The sequence below is a fragment of the Phycicoccus sp. Soil803 genome (assembly GCF_001429685.1).
In the GTDB taxonomy this organism is placed as follows: Bacteria; Actinomycetota; Actinomycetes; order Actinomycetales; family Dermatophilaceae; genus Pedococcus.
Genome location: NZ_LMST01000001.1, coordinates 2,545,262 through 2,566,444, shown reverse-complemented (window position 1 = coordinate 2,566,444; position 21,183 = coordinate 2,545,262). Strand labels below are relative to the sequence as shown.

The 21,183-nt window shown below is 70.7% G+C and carries 22 protein-coding genes and 1 tRNA gene; 15 read left to right on the top strand and 8 right to left on the bottom strand.

Annotated elements, in window-relative coordinates:
- The first annotated feature begins 93 nt into the window (after positions 1-93).
- On the top strand, positions 94-2,568 hold the full coding sequence (locus tag ASG95_RS11765; RefSeq protein WP_235543802.1) for a ribonucleoside-diphosphate reductase subunit alpha: 2,475 nt from the start codon (positions 94-96) through the stop codon (positions 2,566-2,568).
- Positions 2,565-3,617: a ribonucleotide-diphosphate reductase subunit beta gene (locus tag ASG95_RS11760; protein ID WP_235543792.1), complete on the top strand. Its 1,053-nt coding sequence runs from the start codon at positions 2,565-2,567 to the stop codon at positions 3,615-3,617. The genes ASG95_RS11765 and ASG95_RS11760 overlap by 4 nt, the downstream gene beginning before the upstream one ends.
- Positions 3,618-3,724: 107 nt before the next feature.
- Here the strand turns inward: ASG95_RS11760 and ASG95_RS11755 are convergent, their stop codons facing one another.
- Positions 3,725-4,663 carry a magnesium transporter CorA family protein gene (locus tag ASG95_RS11755; protein WP_200961908.1) on the bottom strand — a complete coding sequence of 313 codons (939 nt, stop codon included), beginning with the start codon at positions 4,661-4,663 and terminating at the stop codon, positions 3,725-3,727.
- Between the two features lie 88 nt (positions 4,664-4,751).
- Entirely contained in the window at positions 4,752-5,177 is a 426-nt protein-coding gene (locus ASG95_RS11750; RefSeq protein WP_057377580.1) for an OsmC family protein, read from the bottom strand.
- A gap of 164 nt (positions 5,178-5,341) precedes the next feature.
- On the opposite strand from ASG95_RS11750, the gene ASG95_RS11745 reads away from it, so the two are divergent.
- The 4 genes from ASG95_RS11745 to ASG95_RS11730 all read left to right on the top strand — a co-directional run bounded on the left by ASG95_RS11745 (position 5,342) and on the right by ASG95_RS11730 (position 9,477).
- Positions 5,342-6,001 (top strand): HPP family protein, encoded by a 660-nt coding sequence (locus tag ASG95_RS11745; protein WP_057377579.1) that lies wholly within the window; start codon positions 5,342-5,344, stop codon positions 5,999-6,001.
- A gap of 42 nt (positions 6,002-6,043) precedes the next feature.
- Positions 6,044-7,702 (top strand): GAF domain-containing protein, encoded by a 1,659-nt coding sequence (locus ASG95_RS11740; RefSeq protein ID WP_162259400.1) that lies wholly within the window; start codon positions 6,044-6,046, stop codon positions 7,700-7,702.
- A 112-nt stretch (positions 7,703-7,814) separates the two neighbouring features.
- Positions 7,815-8,762, top strand: coding sequence for a universal stress protein (locus ASG95_RS11735; RefSeq protein ID WP_057377577.1), 948 nt, complete (start codon positions 7,815-7,817; stop codon positions 8,760-8,762).
- A 64-nt stretch (positions 8,763-8,826) separates the two neighbouring features.
- The gene (locus tag ASG95_RS11730; RefSeq protein ID WP_057377576.1) at positions 8,827-9,477 is read left to right on the top strand and encodes a response regulator transcription factor; all 651 of its coding nucleotides are present in this window, start codon (positions 8,827-8,829) and stop codon (positions 9,475-9,477) included.
- Here the strand turns inward: ASG95_RS11730 and ASG95_RS11725 are convergent.
- The gene (locus tag ASG95_RS11725) at positions 9,455-9,880 is read right to left on the bottom strand and encodes a pyridoxamine 5'-phosphate oxidase family protein (protein ID WP_057377575.1); all 426 of its coding nucleotides are present in this window, start codon (positions 9,878-9,880) and stop codon (positions 9,455-9,457) included. The genes ASG95_RS11730 and ASG95_RS11725 overlap by 23 nt on opposite strands.
- A complete protein-coding gene (locus ASG95_RS21335) occupies positions 9,880-10,758 on the bottom strand; it encodes a universal stress protein (protein ID WP_057377574.1) in 879 nt (292 codons plus the stop codon). Before ASG95_RS21335 ends, ASG95_RS11725 begins: the two co-directional genes overlap by 1 nt.
- A gap of 124 nt (positions 10,759-10,882) precedes the next feature.
- Here ASG95_RS21335 and ASG95_RS11715 point away from each other — a divergent pair, with 124 nt between their 5' ends.
- Positions 10,883-11,314 (top strand): pyridoxamine 5'-phosphate oxidase family protein, encoded by a 432-nt coding sequence (locus ASG95_RS11715; RefSeq protein ID WP_057377573.1) that lies wholly within the window; start codon positions 10,883-10,885, stop codon positions 11,312-11,314.
- Between the two features lie 85 nt (positions 11,315-11,399).
- Complete coding sequence (locus ASG95_RS11710; RefSeq protein ID WP_057377572.1) at positions 11,400-11,990, top strand: hypothetical protein; 591 nt, start codon at positions 11,400-11,402, stop codon at positions 11,988-11,990.
- Between the two features lie 80 nt (positions 11,991-12,070).
- Here the strand turns inward: ASG95_RS11710 and ASG95_RS11705 are convergent, their stop codons facing one another.
- The 3 genes from ASG95_RS11705 to ASG95_RS11695 all read right to left on the bottom strand — a co-directional run bounded on the left by ASG95_RS11705 (position 12,071) and on the right by ASG95_RS11695 (position 14,787).
- A complete protein-coding gene (locus ASG95_RS11705) occupies positions 12,071-12,838 on the bottom strand; it encodes an SDR family NAD(P)-dependent oxidoreductase (protein WP_057377571.1) in 768 nt (255 codons plus the stop codon).
- Between the two features lie 228 nt (positions 12,839-13,066).
- Entirely contained in the window at positions 13,067-13,684 is a 618-nt protein-coding gene (locus ASG95_RS11700) for an FMN reductase (RefSeq protein WP_057377570.1), read from the bottom strand.
- Positions 13,681-14,787: a CE1758 family FMN-dependent luciferase-like monooxygenase gene (locus ASG95_RS11695; RefSeq protein WP_056920890.1), complete on the bottom strand. Its 1,107-nt coding sequence runs from the start codon at positions 14,785-14,787 to the stop codon at positions 13,681-13,683. The genes ASG95_RS11700 and ASG95_RS11695 overlap by 4 nt, the downstream gene beginning before the upstream one ends.
- A 90-nt stretch (positions 14,788-14,877) precedes the next feature.
- Here ASG95_RS11695 and ASG95_RS11690 point away from each other — a divergent pair, with 90 nt between their 5' ends.
- Positions 14,878-15,609: a cyclopropane-fatty-acyl-phospholipid synthase family protein gene (locus ASG95_RS11690; RefSeq protein ID WP_057377569.1), complete on the top strand. Its 732-nt coding sequence runs from the start codon at positions 14,878-14,880 to the stop codon at positions 15,607-15,609.
- Positions 15,610-15,625: 16 nt separating this feature from the next.
- Here ASG95_RS11690 and ASG95_RS11685 read toward each other — a convergent pair whose 3' ends face one another.
- The gene (locus tag ASG95_RS11685) at positions 15,626-16,822 is read right to left on the bottom strand and encodes a CapA family protein (RefSeq protein WP_200961907.1); all 1,197 of its coding nucleotides are present in this window, start codon (positions 16,820-16,822) and stop codon (positions 15,626-15,628) included.
- 35 nt (positions 16,823-16,857) lie between these two features.
- On the opposite strand from ASG95_RS11685, the gene ASG95_RS11680 reads away from it, so the two are divergent.
- From ASG95_RS11680 to ASG95_RS11660, 6 genes are all read left to right on the top strand, one after another.
- Positions 16,858-17,883 carry a chorismate-binding protein gene (locus ASG95_RS11680; RefSeq protein WP_057377568.1) on the top strand — a complete coding sequence of 342 codons (1,026 nt, stop codon included), beginning with the start codon at positions 16,858-16,860 and terminating at the stop codon, positions 17,881-17,883.
- The gene (locus ASG95_RS11675) at positions 17,880-18,725 is read left to right on the top strand and encodes an aminotransferase class IV (protein ID WP_057377567.1); all 846 of its coding nucleotides are present in this window, start codon (positions 17,880-17,882) and stop codon (positions 18,723-18,725) included. Before ASG95_RS11680 ends, ASG95_RS11675 begins: the two co-directional genes overlap by 4 nt.
- The gene (locus tag ASG95_RS11670) at positions 18,722-19,219 is read left to right on the top strand and encodes a TIGR02611 family protein (protein WP_235543790.1); all 498 of its coding nucleotides are present in this window, start codon (positions 18,722-18,724) and stop codon (positions 19,217-19,219) included. Before ASG95_RS11675 ends, ASG95_RS11670 begins: the two co-directional genes overlap by 4 nt.
- Positions 19,220-19,319: 100 nt before the next feature.
- A tRNA-Val gene (locus tag ASG95_RS11665) sits at positions 19,320-19,396 on the top strand.
- Positions 19,397-19,791: 395 nt separating this feature from the next.
- Positions 19,792-19,959, top strand: coding sequence for a Flp family type IVb pilin (locus tag ASG95_RS20890; RefSeq protein WP_082592511.1), 168 nt, complete (start codon positions 19,792-19,794; stop codon positions 19,957-19,959).
- A gap of 276 nt (positions 19,960-20,235) precedes the next feature.
- Positions 20,236-21,171, top strand: a complete 936-nt coding sequence (locus ASG95_RS11660) for a TIR domain-containing protein (protein WP_057377566.1) — start codon at positions 20,236-20,238, stop codon at positions 21,169-21,171.
- Positions 21,172-21,183 lie beyond the last annotated feature (12 nt).

Below are 21,183 nucleotides of genomic sequence, written 5' to 3'. Positions count from 1 at the left end.
GCACAGACGACCGCACCCGGTTTGCCGAGGCGGTGGCTGTGTCGTCGTCCCCTCCTCGACCCGCGGCACCGAATCGCTCGCGAGGAGAGAGCAGTGACCGACACGACCACCGAGGTCATCGACGACATCCCGGCCGTCGAACCCCCGACCGCCCGCCGCACGACCATGGCCGTGCGCAAGCGCAACGGCGACAGCGAGCCCGTCGACGTCATGAAGATCGTCCGGGCGGTGGAGCGCTGGTGCGACGACCTCACCGAGGTCGACCCGATGGCCATCGCCACCCGCACCATCAGCGGCCTCTACGACGGCGCAACGACGGCCGAGCTCGACCGGCTGTCGATCCAGACCGCCGCGGAGATGACGGCCGCCGAGCCCGAGTACTCGCGGCTGGCCGCCCGCCTCCTGTCCAACTACATCGACAAGGAGGTGCGCGGCCAGCAGATCGCGTCGTTCAGCCAGGCCGTGCGGCTCGGCCACCTCGAGGGGCTGATCGGTGACGAGACCGCTGCCTTCGTCGAGGCCAACGCCCGCAAGCTCGACCACGCGGTGGACGTCAGCAACGACCGCCGGTTCGAGTACTTCGGGCTGCGGACCGTCTACGACCGCTACCTGCTGCGCCACCCCGACACCCGGATGGTGCTGGAGACGCCGCAGTACTTCCTGCTGCGGGTCGCCTGCGGCCTGTCGCACACGCCACAGGAGGCGATCGGGTTCTACCGGCTGATGGCGTCGCTGGCCTACCTGCCCAGCTCGCCGACCCTCTTCAACTCCGGCACCCGGCACACCCAGATGTCGTCGTGCTACCTCGTCGACTCACCCCAGGACGACCTCGAGTCGATCTACGACCGCTACGCCCAGGTCGCCAAGCTCTCGAAGTTCGCGGGTGGCATTGGCATCTCGTGGTCACGGGTGCGGTCGCGCGGGGCCCTCATCCGTGGCACGAACGGCCACTCCAACGGCATCGTCCCGTGGCTGCGCACCCTCGACTCGTCGGTGTCCGCGGTCAACCAGGGTGGTCGTCGCAAGGGTGCCGCGTGCGTCTACCTCGAGCCGTGGCACCCCGACATCGAGGAGTTCCTCGAGCTGCGCGACAACACCGGCGAGGACGCCCGGCGCACCCACAACCTCAACCTCGCCAACTGGGTGCCCGACGAGTTCATGCGCCGCGTCGAGGCCGACGAGCAGTGGAGCCTCATCGACCCGAACGAGGTGCCCGAGCTGCCGGATCTCTGGGGGCCGGCCTTCGAGGAGGCGTATGCCGCCGCGGAGCGCGACGGGCGCTTCGTGCGACAGGTCAGCGCGCGCGAGCTCTACGGCAAGATGATGCGGACCCTGGCCCAGACCGGCAACGGCTGGATGACCTTCAAGGACGCCAGCAACCGCACCTGCAACCAGACCAGCGACGACCAGCGCCCGGGAGCCCCGGTGGTGCACCTGTCGAACCTGTGCACCGAGATCATCGAGGTCTCGAGCAACGACGAGACCGCGGTCTGCAACCTCGGCTCGGTCAACCTCGCCCAGCACCTCACCCCCGGGCGCGACGCGGTCGACTGGGAGAAGCTGCGCGCCACGGTCCGTACCGCGGTCACCTACCTCGACCGGGTGATCGACATCAACTACTACCCGAGCGAGGAGTCGGCGGCGTCCAACCCGCGCTGGCGCCCCGTGGGGCTGGGCGTGATGGGGCTGCAGGACGTGATGTTCGCGTTGCGCCTGCCGTTCGACTCGCCGCAGGCGCAGGAGCTGTCCACGCGGATCGCCGAGGAGGTCTACCTCTCGGCCCTGGAGCGGTCCAGCCAGCTGGCCGCCGAGCACGGTGCGCACCCGGCATACGAGCAGACGCGCGCCGCGCGTGGTGACCTGCAGCCCGACCTCTGGGACGTCACGCCGACCCAGACCGAGCGCTGGGTCATCGTGCGCAAGGCCATCAAGGAGAACGGACTTCGCAACTCGCTGCTCATCGCCATCGCCCCGACGGCCACGATCGCGTCGATCGCGGGCGCCTACGAGTGCATCGAGCCGCAGGTGTCCAACCTGTTCAAGCGCGAGACGCTGTCGGGGGAGTTCCTCCAGGTCAACACGGCGCTGGTCCGCGAGCTCAAGGCGCGTGGGCTGTGGACTCCCGAGGTGCGCGAGGCGATCAAGCGCAGCGACGGGTCGGTGCAGGGCATCGCGGAGATCCCCGAGGACGTCCGGCTGCTCTTCCGCACCGCGTGGGAGCTGCCCCAGAAGTCGCTCATCGAGCTCGCCGCCGCTCGTCAGCCCTACATCGACCAGAGCCAGTCGCTCAACCTCTTCCTCGCGTCGCCGACGATCGGGAAGCTCAGCTCGATGTACCTCTACGCGTGGAAGGCCGGGCTGAAGACGACCTACTACCTGCGGTCGCGCCCGGCCACCCGCATCCAGCAGGCCACCATCTCGATGGCCTCCACCCGACCGGACACCGCGCCGGCCGCCAGCGGGGCACCCGCCGTCCTGACCCTCACCCCGACCGACGAGGCAGTGTCCGATCAAGCCGTGATCGCCTGCTCCCTCGAGAACCCCGAGAGCTGCGAGGCCTGCCAGTGACCATCGACCAGACGACCGACACCACCGTGGCCACCGACCACTCGGCCACTCGGATGCTCCTCGACCCGGGGATGAACCTCACCCTGCGGCCGATGCGCTACCCGCACTTCTACGAGCGCTACCGCGATGCGATCAAGAACACCTGGACCGTCGAGGAGGTCGACCTGCACTCCGACCTCAAGGACCTGCAGCGGCTGACCGCCGCCGAGCGGCACCTCGTCGGCCGGCTGGTGGCGTTCTTCGCCACCGGCGACACCATCGTCGCGAACAACCTGGTACTCAACCTCTACCAGCACATCAACTCCCCGGAGGGCCGGCTCTACCTGAGCCGTCAGCTGTTCGAGGAGGCCGTGCACGTGCAGTTCTACCTGACCCTGCTCGACACCTACGTCCCCGACGAGAAGGAGCGGCACGAGGCGTTCTCGGCCGTCGACAACATCCCGTCGATCAAGGACAAGGCCGACTTCTGCTTCCGGTGGATCGACTCGGTGTTCGACCTCGACAAGCTGGAGACGAAGGAACACCGACGGGCCTTCCTGCTCAACGTGATCTGCTTCGCGGCCTGCATCGAGGGACTGTTCTTCTACGGCGCGTTCGCCTACGTCTACTTCCTCCGGTCGCGCGGCCTGCTCAACGGTCTCGCGAGCGGCACGAACTGGGTGTTCCGCGACGAGTCGATGCACATGGCCTTCGCGTTCGACGTGGTGGAGACGGTGCGCCGCGAGGAGCCGGACCTCTTCGACGACGAGCTCGCCGACCAGGTGCGGGCGATGATGCGTGACGCCGTCGACGCGGAGGCGCAGTTCGCGCAGGACCTGTTGGGCGGGGGAGTGGCGGGGCTCTCGACGACCGACATGCGCACCTACCTCGAGTCGGTGGCCGACCGCCGGCTGGAGCAGCTGGGGCTCGAGCCGGAGTACGGCTCGAAGAACCCGTTGGCCTTCATGGAGCTGCAGGACGTGCAGGAGCTGTCGAACTTCTTCGAGCGTCGCGTCTCGGCCTACCAGGTCGGCGTGTCGGGATCCGTCGAGTTCGGTGAAGAGTTCTAGGGACGAGGACTTCTAGGCGGGGGGCGAGCAGGTATGCCGGGTGGTCACCATGGGGGGCGACCGCCCGGCATACCCCTGTCGTCGCTCACCACCAGCTCACCACCAGATCACCACCAGCCCTGGCGGCGCGCCCAGCGCAGCAGCCACAGGCTGATCGACGCCATCACGGCGAGCACGATGATGAGCTGCACCCAGTGGGTGCTGCCGTTGACGATGACGTTCATGCCGTAGATCGACGCGATGGCGGTGACCGGCAGCGTGATCGCCGCGATGACGGCCAGCCGCTCCATCGCCACGGTCATCTTCGTGGTGACCCTGGTCTGGTAGAGCTCGATCACCCCGAAGAGGAACTGGCTCTCGCCGTCGGCGAGGCTGCGCACCCGGTCGAACTGCTCGGACAGGTCGCGGGCGTGGCGCTGCGACTCCTCGCTGGCGAACCGCTCGAGCGAGGCCAGCCGCCCGTAGATCTCGTGCGCCTGCCCGGCCTGGGTCCGCGAGATCAGCAGCTCGTGGCGCAGCAGGAAGAGCTCCTCGAGCAGCTCCTCGGGCTGGTGGAAGTCCGAGCCCATCACCCGCATCTCCAGCGCTGGGAGCCGGCTCGCGACGTCCTTGACCGCCGCACTCTGCCGTCGCGCCACCGCCGACCCGATCGCGTAGGACAGCTCGCTCGGGGTCTTCGGCCGGAACCGACCGGCCCGCATCCGCTCCTGGACGGTGCGGGTCTCCTCCGTCGCGTCTGCGAGCGACACGGCCGGGTTGCGCGGCCCGTGCACGGTCACGAGGTAGCGACGACCCACGAGCTGGTCGAGCTCGAGCATGTGGACGTGACCGCCCTCGCCGGCCAGCGGCGTGTGCACGATGACGAACGTGTGGTGCTCGTAGCCGTGCACGGACGGCACGAAGTTCCTCTCGCGACACGCCTTCACGACCAGGGGGTGGGCGTGGAAGTGGTCGCGCAGGAGCGCCTCGGCGGCGTCATCGAACTCGGGGATGTCGACCCAGACGAAGCCCTCGTCGCGGCGCAACAGGTCGTCGACCTGCCTCACGTCGTGCTCCTCGAGCCCGGCGTCGGACACCCACCAGGCGTCCATCACGGCTGTTCGCTCCAGCTCCGCGCTGGCCCGAGCCCCGGCCTCAGCCGGTGAAGCTCGTCTCCAGCGTGATCGGGATCTTGAGCGCCTGGCTCACCGGGCAGTTGGCCTTGGCGTCCTGCGCTGCCTCCTCGAACTGCTCGGCGGTGATGCCGGGGACGTTGCCGACGACCGACAGTGCGCTACCCGTGATGCCGGTGCCCGGCTGGAACGTCACCTTGGCGGTCGTGTCGAGAGAGGTCGGCGGGTGTCCCGCCTTGTCCAGCGCAAGGGACAGGGCCATCGAGAAGCAGCTCGAGTGCGCTGCCGCGATGAGCTCCTCGGGGCTGGTCTTGCCGTTCGGCTCCTCCGACCGCGCGGCCCACGACACGTCATACGTGCCGATCCCCGAGGACTCGAGACTGACCTGGCCGGCGCCCTCGAAGAGGGAGCCCTCCCAGTGCGTGACGGCGGTGCGGGTGGTGGCCATGAGTTCTCCTTCGAGCAGCGGAACGGTCGGCCCCAATCTAGGCGCTCCGCCGACAACCGCAACGGGCGGGACGAAGGGCCCTGTCCCGGGCCTCCTCGGCGCGGCACCGTGGGTGGCGGCGAGCGGCCGCACGTTCGCCGCCACCGAGGAGAGGAGCACCCCCGATGCTGGTGCGTGAGCTGCTGACCCGTGACGTGGTCCACGTGCGCGACACCTCGGCCCTGGACGCCGCCGTCCGGGTGCTGGCCGAGCAGCGCGTGTCCGCCCTGCCCGTCGTGGACGCCACCGGTCGGGTCGTCGGCATCCTCAGCGAGGCGGACGTGCTGCGGCTCCACCTGTCCGCGGACCCTCGGGCCCACCTGCGCCCCGTGGCGGACGCCCCCGCGGAACCGTGGCCGGCGACGGTCCTCGAGGTGATGAGCCCCGACCCCGTGGTGGCCCACGAAGGAAGTGACGTGGCCGAGGTGGCTCGGGTCCTGGCCGACACCGGCTGGAAGAGCCTGCCCGTCGTGGACGGGCAGCATGCGCTGGTCGGCATGATCAGTCGCAGCGACGTGATCCGGGAACTGTCCACGCGCGACGCCGACATCTGGCTCCGGGTGGTCAGGGAGCTGGCCCAGCTGGACCGACCACGGTGGACGGTCTCGGTCGCCCGTGGCGTGGTGACGGTCAGCGGGGTCCGTGGAGGGCGGGACGCGAGACTGGCCGCCGCCGTGGCCGCGACCGTCCCCGGCGTGCGCGACGTCGTGGTGCAGGGCACCGACGAGCCGGAAGGCGTTGACCCTGCGGAGCAGTCCATGAAGGACTCAGACCCGGCTGACTGACAACGCCCCGTGTCGGTCGACGTCGGACCCTACGATGAGGCCGTGGAACCAGAGCCGACACCGCCCGAGCAAGGACCGGGCACGATCGCCCGCTTGTCCGGGCTGGACCTCGACGACCTGATCGAGGAGCTCCGGTCCCGCGCCGGGAGCGCGCGCACGGCGCAGGACCGGCTGGGCGCCCTCCTCGACGCCGTCGTCGCCGTCACCTCCGACCTCGAGCTGGCTGCCGTGCTGCGCCGCATCGTCGAGTCCGCGTGCCAGCTGGTCGACGCCACCTACGGCGCCCTGGGAGTGCTCGGCCCCAGCGGTGAAGAGCTGATCGAGTTCGTCACGCACGGGATCTCGGACGAGGCCCGGGCCGCCATCGGGCCTCTGCCGCACGGCCGTGGCCTGCTCGGGATGATCATCACCAGCCCGCACCCGCAGCGGGTCGACCGGATCAGTGAGCACCCCGACTCCTACGGCTTCCCCGCCAACCACCCCCAGATGACGAGCTTCCTGGGGGCGCCGGTCCGGATCCGTGACCAGGTCTTCGGGAACCTCTACCTCACCGACAAGCGCGGCGCCGAACGCTTCACCGAGGACGACGAGACGATCCTCACCGCCCTGGCCGCAGCCGCGGGGGTGGCGATCGACAACGCGCGGCTCTACGACCGCAGCGTGACCCAGCAGCACTGGGGCGAAGCGACCCGGGACCTGGTGTCCGCGCTGCTCGCGGGGCGATCCGAGGAAGAGGTGCTCGCCGAGGCGACCCAACGGGTGCTCGACCTCACCGGCGCCGACTGCGCCCTCATCGCCCAACCCGTGGGGAAGGACCTGGTCGTCGTGTCCGCCGCAGGTCCGAAGGCACCGGTCGTCGGCACTGTCCTGGACGATGCCGAGGCGAGGGCCGCCCTGGCCTCGGCGCCCACCGACCCCGACCCTGCTGCGGACCACGCCGTGGTCCCGCTCACGGCGGGTGCGCCGACCAACCCGCTCGGCGTGATCGTCGTCGCGGGGCTGCCCCCCGAGCTCGGCGGCTCCTCCGCGCCCCTGCTCGACTTCGCCCAGCGGCTGGCTGTGGGGATCACGGCTGCCAGGTCGCAGCGGGAGCAGGCACGCGTCGACCTCCTGGAGGACCGCGACCGAATTGCCCGCGACATGCACGACCACGTCATCCAGCGGCTCTTCGCGACGGGGATGTCGCTGCAGTCCGCCAGCCGCCTCACCAGCGAGCCGACCGCTCGCGACCGCATCGAGACGGCAGTGGACGAGGTCGATGCCGTGATCAAGGACATCCGCCACACGATCTTCGCCCTCAACCGCGCATCGGACGCCCGCAGCCTCGCGTCCGAGATCACGACTATCTGTGACGGCGCCGTGGTCAGCCTGGGGTTCGCGCCCTCACTGACGATGAGGGGGAGTGTGTCCGACGTCCCCGACGACCTGGCGGCCGACCTGTTGGCTGTGGTGCGCGAGGCGCTCAGCAACGTGGCTCGGCACGCGCGAGCCAGCGAGGCGGAGGTCGTGGTCGAGGTGGGGGAGTCGGTGCGGGTCCGGGTGCGAGACAACGGCATCGGCCTGACCGACGGAGTCACCCGCTCCGGGCTCGACAACCTAGGGCGTCGGGCCAGTGGGTGGGGTGGCCGGTTCGAGCTCGCTGCGGCTGAGTCCGGGGGAACGCTGCTCGACTGGGAGATCCCCCTCTCGGCGACCCGCTGACCTTCGACTGCCGAGCCCGCGACCCGAGCCCGCCACCCCCCCGCGGAACCCACCCGCCAACCCGGGACCTAGGGCCCTGTCGACCGCCGTCACCGCCGAACAGGATTGAGCCATGACGCCGCACCTCGATGCCCCGGCCAGGGCAGACGGCCGACTGGACGTCGGGAGCGTCCTCGGAGCCCCGGTCGTCGTCGGCTTCGACCAGAGCCCTGCGTCGGTCGCTGCCGTGCAGTGGGCGGCCACCCAGGCTGCCCGGCTCGGGGCCGAGCTCGTGGTCCTCAGCGCCTCGGAACCACCCCTCCCGACCGCCACCGGCGGCGACGCCCTCGGCACGGGATCGGACCTGTGGAGGGCGAGCCGGTCGGCCGCCGGCCGTGGGGTCTCGCTCGCCCGGGAACGCAACCCCGAGGGCGCCATCGCGGCGGTCGGGGTGGTCGGCGGCCCGGCCGGCGAGCTCGTCGCCCGCTCCAGCGAGGCGGGTCTCGTGGTGGTGGGCCGCAACCGTCGCAGCGCATTGCAGGCAGCGGTCCTCGGGTCGGTCTCGTTCGCCGTGGCGATGCATGCGCGGTGCCCCGTCGTCGTGGTCGGCGACGGTGCCGGGAGCGAGCCCGGTCCCGCGGCGCCCGTCGTGGTCGGGGTCGACGGCTCACGGCCCGCACGCGGGGCGGTGGGGCTCGCAGCCGAGCTCGCTCGCGTGTGGCAGGCGCCCCTGCACGTCGTGAGCACCTGGCACGCGCCGGTCGCGACGGGGTGGCCCGACCTCCCGGCGGACGCCTCGGTGGTCACGTCGACCGAGCCTTGGGTATCGGCCGCCCGCGCCGCGGTGACCGCCGCGATCGGGCAGGTCACGGCGGCATACCCCGAGCTCACGGTCACCGGGAGCGTGGTCGAGGGCCGCGCCGACGACGTGCTCGTCGACCTGTCGCGGCACTCCGGGCTGGTGGTCGTCGGGAGCCGGGGACGCGGCGGCTTCGCGGGTCTGATGATGGGCTCGGTGAGCCACGCCGTCATGCGCAGGGCCGGCTGCCCCGTCGCGGTGGTGCGGCGCGGCTCGCTGTGAGCAGGCATCATGGGTATGCCGTCGCGCTGCCTTCGAGGGCCGGCCGGCTGAGAGGGTGGAGGGCATGACGATCAGCGTGTACCTGCTCGACGACCACGAGGTGGTCCGCCGCGGCCTGCGCGAGCTCCTCGAGGTCGAGGACGACCTCGAGGTGGTGGGTGAGTCGGGCTCGGCCACCGAGGCGGCCCGGCGTATCCCTGCACTTCGGCCCCACGTGATGGTCCTCGACGCGCGGCTGCCGGACGGGTCCGGGATCGACGTGTGCCGCGACGTCCGCTCGGTCGACCCGCACATCCAGGCGATCATCCTGACGTCGTACGACGACGACCGGGCGCTCACCGCCGCGGTGGCCGCCGGAGCCGCCGGCTACGTCCTCAAGGACGTCCGGGGCTCGGACCTGGTGGCCTCCATCCGTCGGGTGGCCGCGGGGGAGTCACTCCTCGACCCTGACGTGGTGCAGCGCCTGCGGCAGGCCTGGGGCCACGAGCAGCCGACCGACCCGAAGCTGGCCGCGTTGACGCCGCAGGAGCGGCGCATCCTCGACTGCGTCGCTCAGGGCCTGACCAACCGCCAGATCGGCGAGTCCCTCTCACTGGCGGAGAAGACGGTCAAGAACTACGTCACGTCGGTGCTGGCCAAGCTCGGCATGGAGCGGCGCACCCAGGCCGCTGTCTACGTCGCCGGGCAGGGAGTCAGACCAGCGCGCGACCGGTGATGCTCTGGGTGCGCACGCGCACCCACGTGCTCGGTCCCGGGTGCGGCGGGACCCACGGCGCGCGCGCCGCCTGATCGAGCCGACGGACGTCCGACTCGTCGTCGACGACCAGCGCCGTCCCCTGGACGACGACGCTCCAGCCGGTCCTCGTCGAGGCATCGAACTGGTCCACCTCGAACGCGACCGGGTCGCGGTCGACCGCGGCCTGGATCTTGGAGTCACCCGTGGTCCGGAAGCACACGTCGACGCCGTCGACCGTGTGCACCACCGGCAGGATGGTCAGCTCACCGTCGAGGTGGAAGGCGAGCCGGCCGACCGGGACCTCGACGAGCTTCGCGAGGCACTCGTCGAGGTCGAGGACCTCGAGACCCGTGTGGTCGGTGGGACGGACGATGTCGGCCATCACGCACCCCCACTCGAGCGAACCACCATCACCGGGCAGTGCGCGTGGTGGAGGACTCCTTGGCTGACCGACCCGAGCAGCAGGCCGGTGAACCCACCCCGACCACGACTGCCGACGACGAGCAGCTCGGCTCCGCGCGAGTGGTCGACCAGGGCCTCGACCGGGTGGGCGCGCAGGACGTGCTGGCGGACCTGCACGTCGGGGTACTTGTCCGACCAGCCGGCGATCGCCGCTGATGCCACGGCGTCCTCCTCCTGGGCCACGACGTGGGTGACGTCCTCGGTCGCGAGCGCGGCCAGGCCGGTCACCTCGTCGAGGAACCACGCATGGACCACGGTCAGCGGCACACCGAGCCGGTCGGCCTGCTCGAACCCAGCGGCGATCGCCGCCTCGGAGATCCCGGACCCGTCCGACCCGACGACCACCCCGGGCCGGTCGGGGAGCTGTTGGGGGAGCTCGCGCACGACCACGACCGGGCAGAGGGCGTGGGCCGCGACGTCAAGCGAGGTCGAGCCCAGCAGGACGCTCCCCAGGGCGCTGCGGCCCCGAGCGCCCACGACCAGACAGGTGGCATCCCGCGACTCGTCCACGAGCAGGGCAGCGGCGTTGCGGTACGCACTCGCGGTCGTGACGTGCACGCTCGGAGCCAACGCTCGGACCCGATCGGTGGCGGCGCCGAGGATCTCGTCTGACTCGGTCGTGTGCACGTCGAACCCGGCCTCGACCGTGGGGCCGCGCAGCGGCATCATCCGCGCGTAGACGAGGTGCAGCGGCGCGTGGGCGCGCTGGGCCTCGGCAATCGCCCAGTCGAGGGCCCGGTCGTACGGTGGCTGTCCGTCGACCCCGACGACGACGGGGCGGGTGGTGGTGGACGACATGGCTCCTCCTAGCCTCCTGCCGGCCTGATCTGCCGGACCTGTCCTCAGCGTCACCCCGAGGACGACGGCAGGACAGGGACCTTGGACCCTGATCCCTGCGCGGCCCCTGGGGAATCGTGGACGCATGGAAACGCAGACCGAGCTCACCGTCGCCCAGTGCTGGCAGGCCCTCAGGGAGGGCGTGGTCGGGCGCATCGCCGTGGTCCACGACAGGCGGCCCGACATCTTCCCGATCAACTACGCCGTCGACCACGGGACGGTGGTCTTCCGGACCGGTTCGGGGACGCTCTTCACGTCCTCGGACGGCACCTTCGTCGCCTTCGAGGTCGACGGCTACGACGTCGAGCGGGCCGAGGCGTGGAGCGTCGTCATCCGTGGCGTCGCCCACGAGGTCTACCAGCTCGACGACGCGCTCGAGGCGATGCGACTGCCCGTGCATCCCTGGCACGACGCGCCCAAGCCCCGCATCATGCGCATCCACCCCGACTCGGTCACCGGCCGCCGGTTCGTCGTCAAGGGCGGCTACCAATCCCGAAGTCGGGACCTTCGGCCCTGAACGCCCGGCTCTGTCGACGCCAGAGTTGAGGTGTCAGAACGGAATACAACGCGGGTGCCACGCACCCGAAGGAGGAACCACCACCATGCGACGACGCACCCTGGATGCCCTGCTCACGACCGGCGGCCTCATCGTCGCCGCAGTCCTGCTGGTGGTTGGGGGACTGATGACGTGGGCCAGCAGCTTCGTGGACAACGAGGTCCACTCGCAGCTCTCGGCCCAGCACATCACCTTCCCGGCGAAGGGCAGTGAGCAGCTCAACGACCCGCTCGTGAAGCCCTACCTCGAGCAGTACGCCGGACAGCAGCTCACTACGGGCGCACAGGCCAAGGCCTGGGCCGACCACTACATCAAGGTGCACCTCGACGAGTCGACCGGTGGGAAGACCTACTCCGAGCTGAGTGCCGCCGCCCGGGCCAACCCGGACGACCCGAAGGCCAAGGCCATGGTCGACCTCGCCTTCAAGGGCGAGACCCTGCGCGGCCTGCTGCTCAACGCCTACGCCTTCGGCACCATGGGCACCATCGCGATGTATGCCGCGTGGGTCAGCTTCATCGGGGCGGCGGCGATGCTGGTGCTCGCGCTGCTCGGCTTCCGGCACCTGCGCCGGGTGCCGGTCGAGGAAGAGGTCGGCCACGGCTCACGCCACACGGCGGTGAAGCCGGCGATCGCCTAGGCCGCACCGACCCACGGACCAGAGCCCTCGCCCCCCTGCGGCGGGGGTTCTGCCGCGTCTGGCGCAGAAGGCAGCTGGCCTCAGAAGGCGGTGTAGCCGCCGTCGGCCACCAGCACCGAGCCGGTGACGAACGAGGACGCGTCGCTGGCGAGAAAGATGACCGCCGGGGCGAGCTCCTCGACCGTGCCGTAGCGCTGCATGGGGGCGTCGTCGATCCAGTGCTGGCGGAACTTCGGGTCGTCGACGGGGGACATGTCCGTCTTGATGTAACCCGGTGCCAGGGCGTTGACCCGCACCCCGTGTGGCGCCCACTCGGCGGCCAGGCTGCGGGTCAGGTGGTGCACGGCAGCCTTGGACGCGTTGTAGGCGGGTTGCCACTGGGGCCGGTTGACGATGAACCCCGACATCGAGCCGATGTTGACGATCGACCCGGCGCCCTGGTCGACGAAGTGTCGCCCGAAGGTCTGCGAGCAGGTCCACACCGCATCGAGGTTGACGGCCATGACGGCACGCCAGTCCTCCGGGGTCACGTCGAGGGCCGGAGCGTGCACGCAGGCGCCGGCGTTGTTGACCAGCACGTCCACCCGGCCGTGCAGCGACAAGGTGGCCTCGAGCACGCGTTGCACGTCGGCCGACACCGTGACGTCGGCGGCCACGAAGTCGGCCCGGACGTCGTTGTCGCGCAACGACCCGAGTACCTCCTCGGCAGCCTCGGCGTCGCGGCCCACGAGGACGACCGCTGCCCCGGCGTCACCGAGGGCGCGGGCGAAGCCGGCACCGAGTCCTCGGGTCCCGCCGGTGACGACGGCGACGCGGCCGGCAAGGGAGAAGCGCTCCAGTGCGTTCATCCGACCAATCTAGGGCTCGGGAACCCGCACGACACCGGTGCCGACGCGGCATACCCACGCCTCCGCGGTCGGCGACGACGCGCCGAGAGTCGGCCATTGGCCCGCTTCCCGGCGCGAAACGGGCCCCTGGGCGCCGAAAGTCGGCCAATGGCCCGCTTTCCCTTGCGAGATCGAGCTCGCACGTCGGAAGTCGGCCACTTGGTCGCTTCCCCGCCGGGACGGCGCCGGTCAGCGGCCGAGCAGCTGCTCGAACGGCACGGGGTCGGCGAACTCGTCGACCCGGTCGGTCCCCGGCGGGCGCCCGGTGAGGAGGTCGGCGAGCTCGCCGGCTGCCACGTCGATCCGGCCCGAGAGACCGGTGTCGAGCGTGCCGCCGCTGCCCCAGTCCTCCGACGCGGCGAACACGGCGGTCGGGACGGTGATCGCCTTGAGGTAGGCGAACATCGGCCGCATGGCGTGCTCGAGGACGAGCGAGTGACGGGCCGTCCCGGCAGTGGCCGCCAGGAGCACCGGCGTGCCCCGCAGGGCGCCGTCGTCGAGGACGTCGACGAAGGTCTTGAAGAGCCCGCTGTAGGACGCCTGGAAGACCGGCGTGACGGCGATGACGGCGTCGGCGTCACGCACCGCGTCAAGGGCCGTCCGGAGCTCACCGGTGGCGAACCCGGTGAGGAGGGCGTCGGCCATCGCGTGCGCGTGCTCGCGCAGGTCGACGGTGACGACCTCGGCCTCGTCGCCGCGCTCCAGGAGCGCGTCGCGGGTGGCGGTGGCCAGCCGGTCGGCGAGCAGCCGGCTGCTGCTCGGCTGGCCGAGACCGGCCTGCACCACCACGACTCGACGGGTGCTCATCGGGTGACCTCCAGGTCCTCGTGCTTCGTGGCGCCGGCGGCGAGCCGGCTGGCGTGGGTGGGGGCGTCGGGCACGTGGGCCGGCTTGCGAGCCGCGGCGATCTTGCGCAGCTCGGGCACGACCTGGGTACCGAGCAGCTCAACCTGCTCCATGGCGGTCTTGTGCGGGAGCCCGGCGTGGTCGACGAGGAACAGCTGGCGCTGGTAGTCGCCCACCGCGTCGGCCATGCCGGCGTACCGCTCGATGACCTGCTCGGGCGAGCCCACGGTCAGCGGCGTCTCGCGGGTGAAGTCCTCGAGCGACGGACCGTGTCCGTAGACCGGCGCGTTGTCGAAGTAGGGGCGGAACTCACGCACCGCGTCCTGGCTGTTGGCCCGCATGAACACCTGGCCGCCGAGGCCGACGATCGCCTGGTCGGCGGTCCCGTGGCCGTAGTGGGCGAACCGGCGGCGGTACAGCGCGACCATCTGCTTGGTGTGGCTCATCGGCCAGAAGATGTTGTTGTGGAAGAAGCCGTCACCGTAGTAGGCCGCCTGCTCGGCGATCTCGGGGCTGCGGATCGACCCGTGCCACACGAACGGCGCGATGCCGTCGAGGGGACGCGGCGTCGAGGTGAAGGACTGCAGCGGGCCGCGGTACTTGCCCTCCCAGGTGACGTTCTCCTCGGTCCAGAGCCGGCGCAACAGCGCGTAGTTCTCGACCGCGAGCGGGATGCCGTCGCGGATGTCCTTGCCGAACCACGGGTACACCGGGCCGGTGTTGCCGCGACCCATCATCAGGTCGATGCGACCGTCTGCGAGGTGCTGCAGGTAGGCGTAGTCCTCGGCCAGCCGCACCGGGTCGTTGGTGGTGATCAGCGTCGTGGAGGTGGAGAGCACCAGGCGCTCGGTGACGGCGGCGAGGTGGGCGAGGAGCACGGTCGGGTTGGCCGGGGCGGCGAACGGCGGGTTGTGGTGCTCGCCGGTGGCGAACACGTCGAGCCCGACCTGCTCAGCCAGGCGGGCCAGCTCCACGGTGTGCTTGATCCGCTCGTTCTCGCTGACCGTCGTCCCGGTGGTGGGGTCGGTGGTGACGTCGCCGACCGTGAAGATTCCGAACTGCATCTCGCTCGCGCTCCTGGCTAGGTAGTTTCAATTTCAACTATCGTAACGGTGCGACCACCCGGCGCATTCCCGTGCGGCAGAGTGTGGCGCATGGCCGCCCCGTCCTCAGTCCCCGACCCCGCCCGCACCCGCTATGACCGGATGCGCTGGAACACGCCGCTGTCGCATGACCACGCGGCGCTCTTGCTGGAACGCCTCGCGGTGGGGGAGGGCGACCGGGTGACCGATCTGGGCTGCGGGTGGGGTGAGCTCCTGCTGCAGGCCGTGGAGCCCACCGGCGCCACGGGCATCGGGGTCGACACCGACGCCGACGGGCTGGAGCGGGGCCGTGCGCTGGCCGTGGCGCGCGGTCTCGACTCGCGGGTCAGGTTCGTCGAGGCGGAGGGGGCCTCGTGGGACGAGCCTGCCGACCGGCTGCTGTGCATCGGGTCCAGCCACGTGCTCGGGGGCACCGGTCCTGCCCTCGCCCGGCTGGCCGAGCTGACCCCGCGCGGTGGACGGCTGCTCTTCGGTGACGCCTGCTGGACCGCCCCGCCCACTGCCGTGGCGGCCGAGATGTTCGAGGAGGTCGAGTCCCTGACCGACCTGCTCGAGCACGTGCACGCCAGCGGGTGGCGGGTGCTGCACCTGTCGACCGCCGACCAGCGGGAGTGGGACGACTTCGAGTCGACCTGGCGCGCGGCCCGGCAGGAGTGGCTGATCCGCCACGGCGACGACGGCCGGGCTCCGGAGGTGCGCAGCAGGCTTGACGCGCAGCTCGACGCCTACGTCCGCACCTACCGGGGCGTGCTCCAGTTCTGCTACCTCGTCCTCGGTCGCTGAGCGCAGCGGTGGAGGGTCACCGTGGAGCGGTGGCGAGGTTCGCGCACTGACCGGCCTGCTTCCAGAGCGCCAGGAGCCGAGCGCTGTCGGCAGCCGACGGCGGCCTGGGTATGCCGTCCGCGCCGATCAGCATCGGCGTCCAGACTGCTTTGCGCACCGCACTGGTCGTGGTGCGCTTGGTGCCCTTGGCCGCCTTCACGTCGATGGACAGGGTGAGCACCCCGGACCGAGAGTCGGGCTCGTGGCTGCGCCACCAGACGAAGTTGCCGAAGCCGTAGTCGACGTAGGACCGGCCGAGCCACCCGGCTCCGTTGACCCGGTGCGAGTGCCCCCCGACGATGATGTCCGCGCCGGCCTGCTCGAGAGCCTGGGCGGTCTGCACCGAGAGCCGGTCAGGGCACTTCTGGTAGTCCAGGCCCCAGTGCAGGAAGACGACCACGACGTCGTAGCGGGCGGCTGCCCTGCTGACGGCGTTGCGGAGCCGGGTCACGGGTGAGGCGCTGGCGATGCCGCCCTTGCCCGGGCCTGCCGAGTAGCGCGCCAAGGTCATCTCGAAGACCTCCGAGGCGCCGAAGACCGCCACCTTCAGGCCCTTGGCCGACAGGACCGCGGGCGCGAAGGCCTCGTCCTCGTCCGTGCCGATGCCGACGATCGGCACGGGGCTGGCCTGCTTCGCCGCCAGCGTGTCCTGCAGCCCCACCGGTCCGTAGTCGACCCCGTGGTTGTTGGCCATGCTGACCGCGTCGATGCCGGCGCCCTTGATGGTCTCGAGGGCCGAGGCGGGTGCCCGGAAGTGGAACTCCTTGCCGATCTTGGTGCCGCGCTCGGTGATGGCGGTCTCGAGGTTCACCATGGCCAGGTCGGCTGCGCCGAGGGACGACTGCAGCTCGTCCAGCCCGTGGGGATCCCGGGCCAGCGGGGCCAGGTAGTCCTCGAAGTGCACGTCACCGGCGAACGCCATGGTGAGGGTGCCGGGGTCCGACGGGGGAGCCGTGGTGGTCGTGGTGCTCGACGCAGTCGGCGCTGCGTCAGACGTCGACGGCGATGGAGCGGTCGTGGCCGTCGCAGGGCTGGTGCCGGCGGCAGGGGCCGGGGTGGCGGCCTGACAGCCCGTGAGGGCCACCACGACGGCCAGCACCAGGGTCGGGGCCAGCGTCGGGGTCAGTCTCGGGGCCGAGCGGGCGGCAGCCGCGGCAACGGCGAGAGGGCGCATGATCGGGAAGTCTAGGTCGGCCTAGGATCGCCCACGTGGAGGCGGCGACCGGACATGCGAGGTTCGGCTCGGTCCTGGCCACCCAACCCGTCGAGGTCCGCCACGACCTCGACTCCCTGGCGAGCGGCTTCTGGGCCGTCGTCGCCGAGTTCGAAGGCAAGGTCACGGCCGTGCGCTTCGCCCAGGTGGACCGCTCGGCACCCGCCGGGCGGCCGACTCCCTGGGTGCCGCTGGAGGGCGAGTGGCACACGAGCCTGGACCACGCGGCATACCTCGCGGGGGTGGGCGAGATCCGCGAGCGGATCGCCGCGGGCACCGTCTACCAGGTGAACCTCTGTCGGGTGCTCTCGCACGAGCTGCCCGAGGAGGCCGATCTCGACGGGCTCGCGCTGCTCCTCGAGCGCGGCAACCCGGCACCGCACGCGGGGCGGGTGGTGGTGCCGTCCGCGGGGCTCGACGTCGTGTGCGCCAGCCCGGAGGCGTTCCTCCTGCGGGACGGCGACCGCCTCGAGTCCCGCCCGATCAAGGGGACGGCCACCAGCCTCGACGCGATGCTGCCCAAGGACTACGCGGAGAACGTCATGATCGTCGACCTCGTGCGCAACGACCTGTCGCACGTCTGCCGGGAGGGGACCGTGCAGGTCGACCACCTGTGTCGACCCGAGGAGCACCCCGGGATGGTGCACCTCGTGTCCGCCGTCTCGGGACGGCTGCGACCGGGTGTCGGCTGGGGCGAGGTGCTGGCGGCGACCTTCCCCCCGGGTTCGGTCTCCGGCGCGCCCAAGCACACCGCCCTGCAGGCCATCGTCGACCTGGAGCCGACTGCCCGTGGCCCGTACTGCGGCGCGATCGGCTGGGTCGACGCCGACCGCGGGACCGCGGAACTCGCCGTCGGCATCCGCTCGTTCTGGGCGCAGAGGGACGGCACCGGGCAGCGGTGGCTGCGGTTCGGCACCGGCGCGGGGATCACGTGGGGGTCCGACCCCGAGCAGGAATGGGTGGAGACTCAGGTGAAATCCCGACGTCTCGTGGGGCTGGCGTCTGGGAAGGTGGAGGCATGAGCAACGAGCCACGCGTGTGGGTCAACGGTCGGCTGACCGCGGTCGACGAACCGTCGATCACGGCGCTCGACCACGGGGTGACGGTCGGCGACGGCGCGTTCGAGACGGCAAAGATCGACCGTGGCCAGGTGTTCGCCGCGACCCGGCACGCCCGGCGGCTCGACCGCACCCTCGCCGGGCTCGGCCTGCCTGCTGCCGACCACGACTACATCGCCGAGGGTGCCAAGGCCGTCCTCGGCGCGGGGGAGCAGATCGAGTTCGGTCGGCTGCGCTACTCCGTGACCGGTGGGGCGGGCCCCCTCGGGTCCGACCGCGACGACAGCCCGCTCACCTACATCGTCACCGCCGGCGCCCAGCCGCGCCCGCCGCAGAGCGCGTCCGTCGCCGTCGTCCCCTGGACGCGCAACGAGCGGTCCGCCGTGGCCGGGCTCAAGACCACCTCGTATGCCGAGAACGTCGTCGCGCTCGCGTACGCCAAGGAGCGCGGGGCGATCGAGGCGGTCTTCGCCAACACGCGTGGCGAGCTGTGCGAGTGCACCGGGTCGAACATCTTCGTAGTCGTGGGTGGGGCGATCCTCACCCCGCCGCTGGACTCGGGCTGCCTGGCCGGGATCACCCGCGAGGTGACGATCGAGTGGTGCCGTGAGGACGGGCTCGAGGTTCGCGAGGAGGCCCTGCCGCTGGAGATCCTGCGCGAGGCCGACGAGGTCTTCATCACCAGCAGCACCAAGGACGTCCTGGCCATCCACGGCGTCGACGACCGCGCCCTGGAGCCGGGGCCGGTCACGGCTCGGGCCGCGTCCGTGTTCGCCCGGCTCTGCGTCGAGCGGATGGACCCGTGAGTGAGCGTCCCGGGCCGGTCACGCCGGGGGAGCCGGTCGTTGATGAGGTGGTCGACGAGGTTGTCGACGAGGTTGTGGACGACGAGGTCGACGAGGTCGACGACGACTGGGAGTGGCGGCGCCGGATCCGCGCGAACCCGGCGGTGTACCCCGTCTACCGGGCTGCTGTCATCGTCCTCGGGCTCGTCATCGCGGTGGTCGGGCTCGCCCTGGTGCCGCTCCCGGGACCGGGGTGGCTGATCGTCTTCGCCGGGATCGCGATCCTGGGGTCGGAGTTCGAGCCGGCGCAGCGGCTGCTCGACTGGGCCAAGGCCAGGCTCAAGGACTGGAGCGAGTGGCTCGCCCCCAAACCCCTGTGGTTCAAGGGTCTGGTCGGGCTGGTGACGCTGGCGCTGGTGCTGGCGATCTTCTACGGGCTGTTCCTCCTTTCGGGCGTTCCGAGCTTCTTCCCCGACGCCATCGAGGACTGGATCGAGGGCCTGCCCGGGCTCTGACCGGGGTTGGTCGCCGGGCGGGGGGCCGATTTCACCTCGCGCGCCCGATCCGGCTATTCTTCGGCAGGCCCGAAAGTCACCCTTGCGTGACGAGGGCACTGGACGTGTAGCTCAGTTGGTTAGAGCGTTCGCTTCACACGCGAGAGGCCAGGGGTTCGAGTCCCTTCACGTCCACCATCACCAAACAGCCCCGGATCTGCCGATGCAGATCAGGGGCTGTTTGCCGTGATGGGTCGAACCTTCAGCGGCGTGCGTGCCGAAGGTCACTGAGATCCGCTCCACCAGAGGGTGCTCGCCAAGAGATGCCCTGCGCGGAGAGCTGCACATCGTCCAACCGGCCTACGCCGTTCGCGCTCGAGGTCGACCGTTTGGGGTCGCTCGAATGGCGGACGACGCGCGCTCGGGCGGCGTCTATCCTTACGTTCCGGCCAGCCCCCTGGAAGTGCACTGCACGGGCGCTGGCCGGCCCATTGGTGGGAGGGATGTGCTCCCTCAAAGGGAGGAGCCTTCCGGTCAGGTGGTCTGCCACCCTCGGACCATCCGTTGGCACCCCATGAGGATGGAAGTCTCCAATGTCCAAGCACATCACCAAGTTCCGGGCCCTCCTGACCGAGCGCGGCGCCACCGCCGTCGAGTACGGCCTGATGGTCGCCCTCATCGCGCTCGTCATCATCGTGGCCGTCGCGTTGCTGGGTACGAACCTCTCGACCATCTTCCACGACGGCGCCACCAGCATCTGAGTCCTGCGATCCTCGGGGCCCCCTGACCCGGAGGATGCGTCGCTCTCGTGGCTCTCACCGCTGCTGGAAATGGCGCGATACGCACGCTTCTCGTGGCTGCGCCCCGTACGGTGCATGCGTGGACGGGGGAAGGGACGAGCAGGTCATGCGGCTGCGGTGTGCCGGCACGTGCCGGATCTGTGGCGTCGGCGCGGCCAGCCGCCCGGGCCTTTGCCCGAGGCTGCTTCGGTACGCTGATCGGTAGAGAGCCGGTCGACGTGAGAAGTGGGAGTACCCATGGCCAAGCCCCGCATCTTCCTGGGCTCGTCGGGCAGACAGGCCAAGTTGCTCAAGGCGCTGGCCCGTGGGCTCGAGGACGTAGCGAACGTCGAGCCGTGGACCGCGACCTTCAATCCTGGTACCACCACCCTCGGACGGCTGGTCGAGCTGACTCGTGAGGTCGACTTCGCGGCCTTCGTCTTCGCCCAGGACGACTGGACCCGCGCCGAACCCAACACCCCAGACGCCGATGCAGCGGCCACGGGCCAGGCCTCCCCACGCGACAACGTCGTCTTCGAGGCGGGACTCTTTGGCGGTGTCCTTGGTATGGAGCGAACGTTCATCCTGCACGCGAACGGGGCAAAGTTGCCGACCGACCTGCTTGGCCTGACCTGCGTCCGGTATGGCGACGCGACCAAGGCGGCCGAGGTCAAGGCTGTCAACCAGAAGTTGCGTAAGGCGATCGAGGACATCGGTGGACTGTCCCGGATCGAGGGCCTGTGGTGGCAGTTCTCGATGACCGAACGAAGCACGTTGGAGCCCTCTGCGGTGAGCCTGTTGCAGATCTCACGGGACCGCGACCGCCTGCTGGAAGTCAACGGCCGCGCCTGGCAGGAGGACGGCACCCTGTCCGCCCGCTACTGGAGCGAGGCGACCAAGGAGATGAAGGACCACGGCGGCATCTTCTACGCGTGGAAGGGCGAGCGCCCGCGTCACGCGAACGCACCGGCAATCCATGGAACCGGCGAGATCAAGCTCGAGACGGAGGACCGCGCCGCCGGCTTCTGGACCACCCGGTCGGACGACGAGCCCACGCTCAACGCCCGGACGTCCGGCGTCTACCTGAGGGCCGACGCCGATGACCTCAAGGTCCTGGACGGGCGTGACAATCAGGCTCGCGCGGCCCTGATCGCCGAGCGAATCCTGGACTGGAAGTCGCTGGCGAACTCCTGAGGGCTCGTCGCC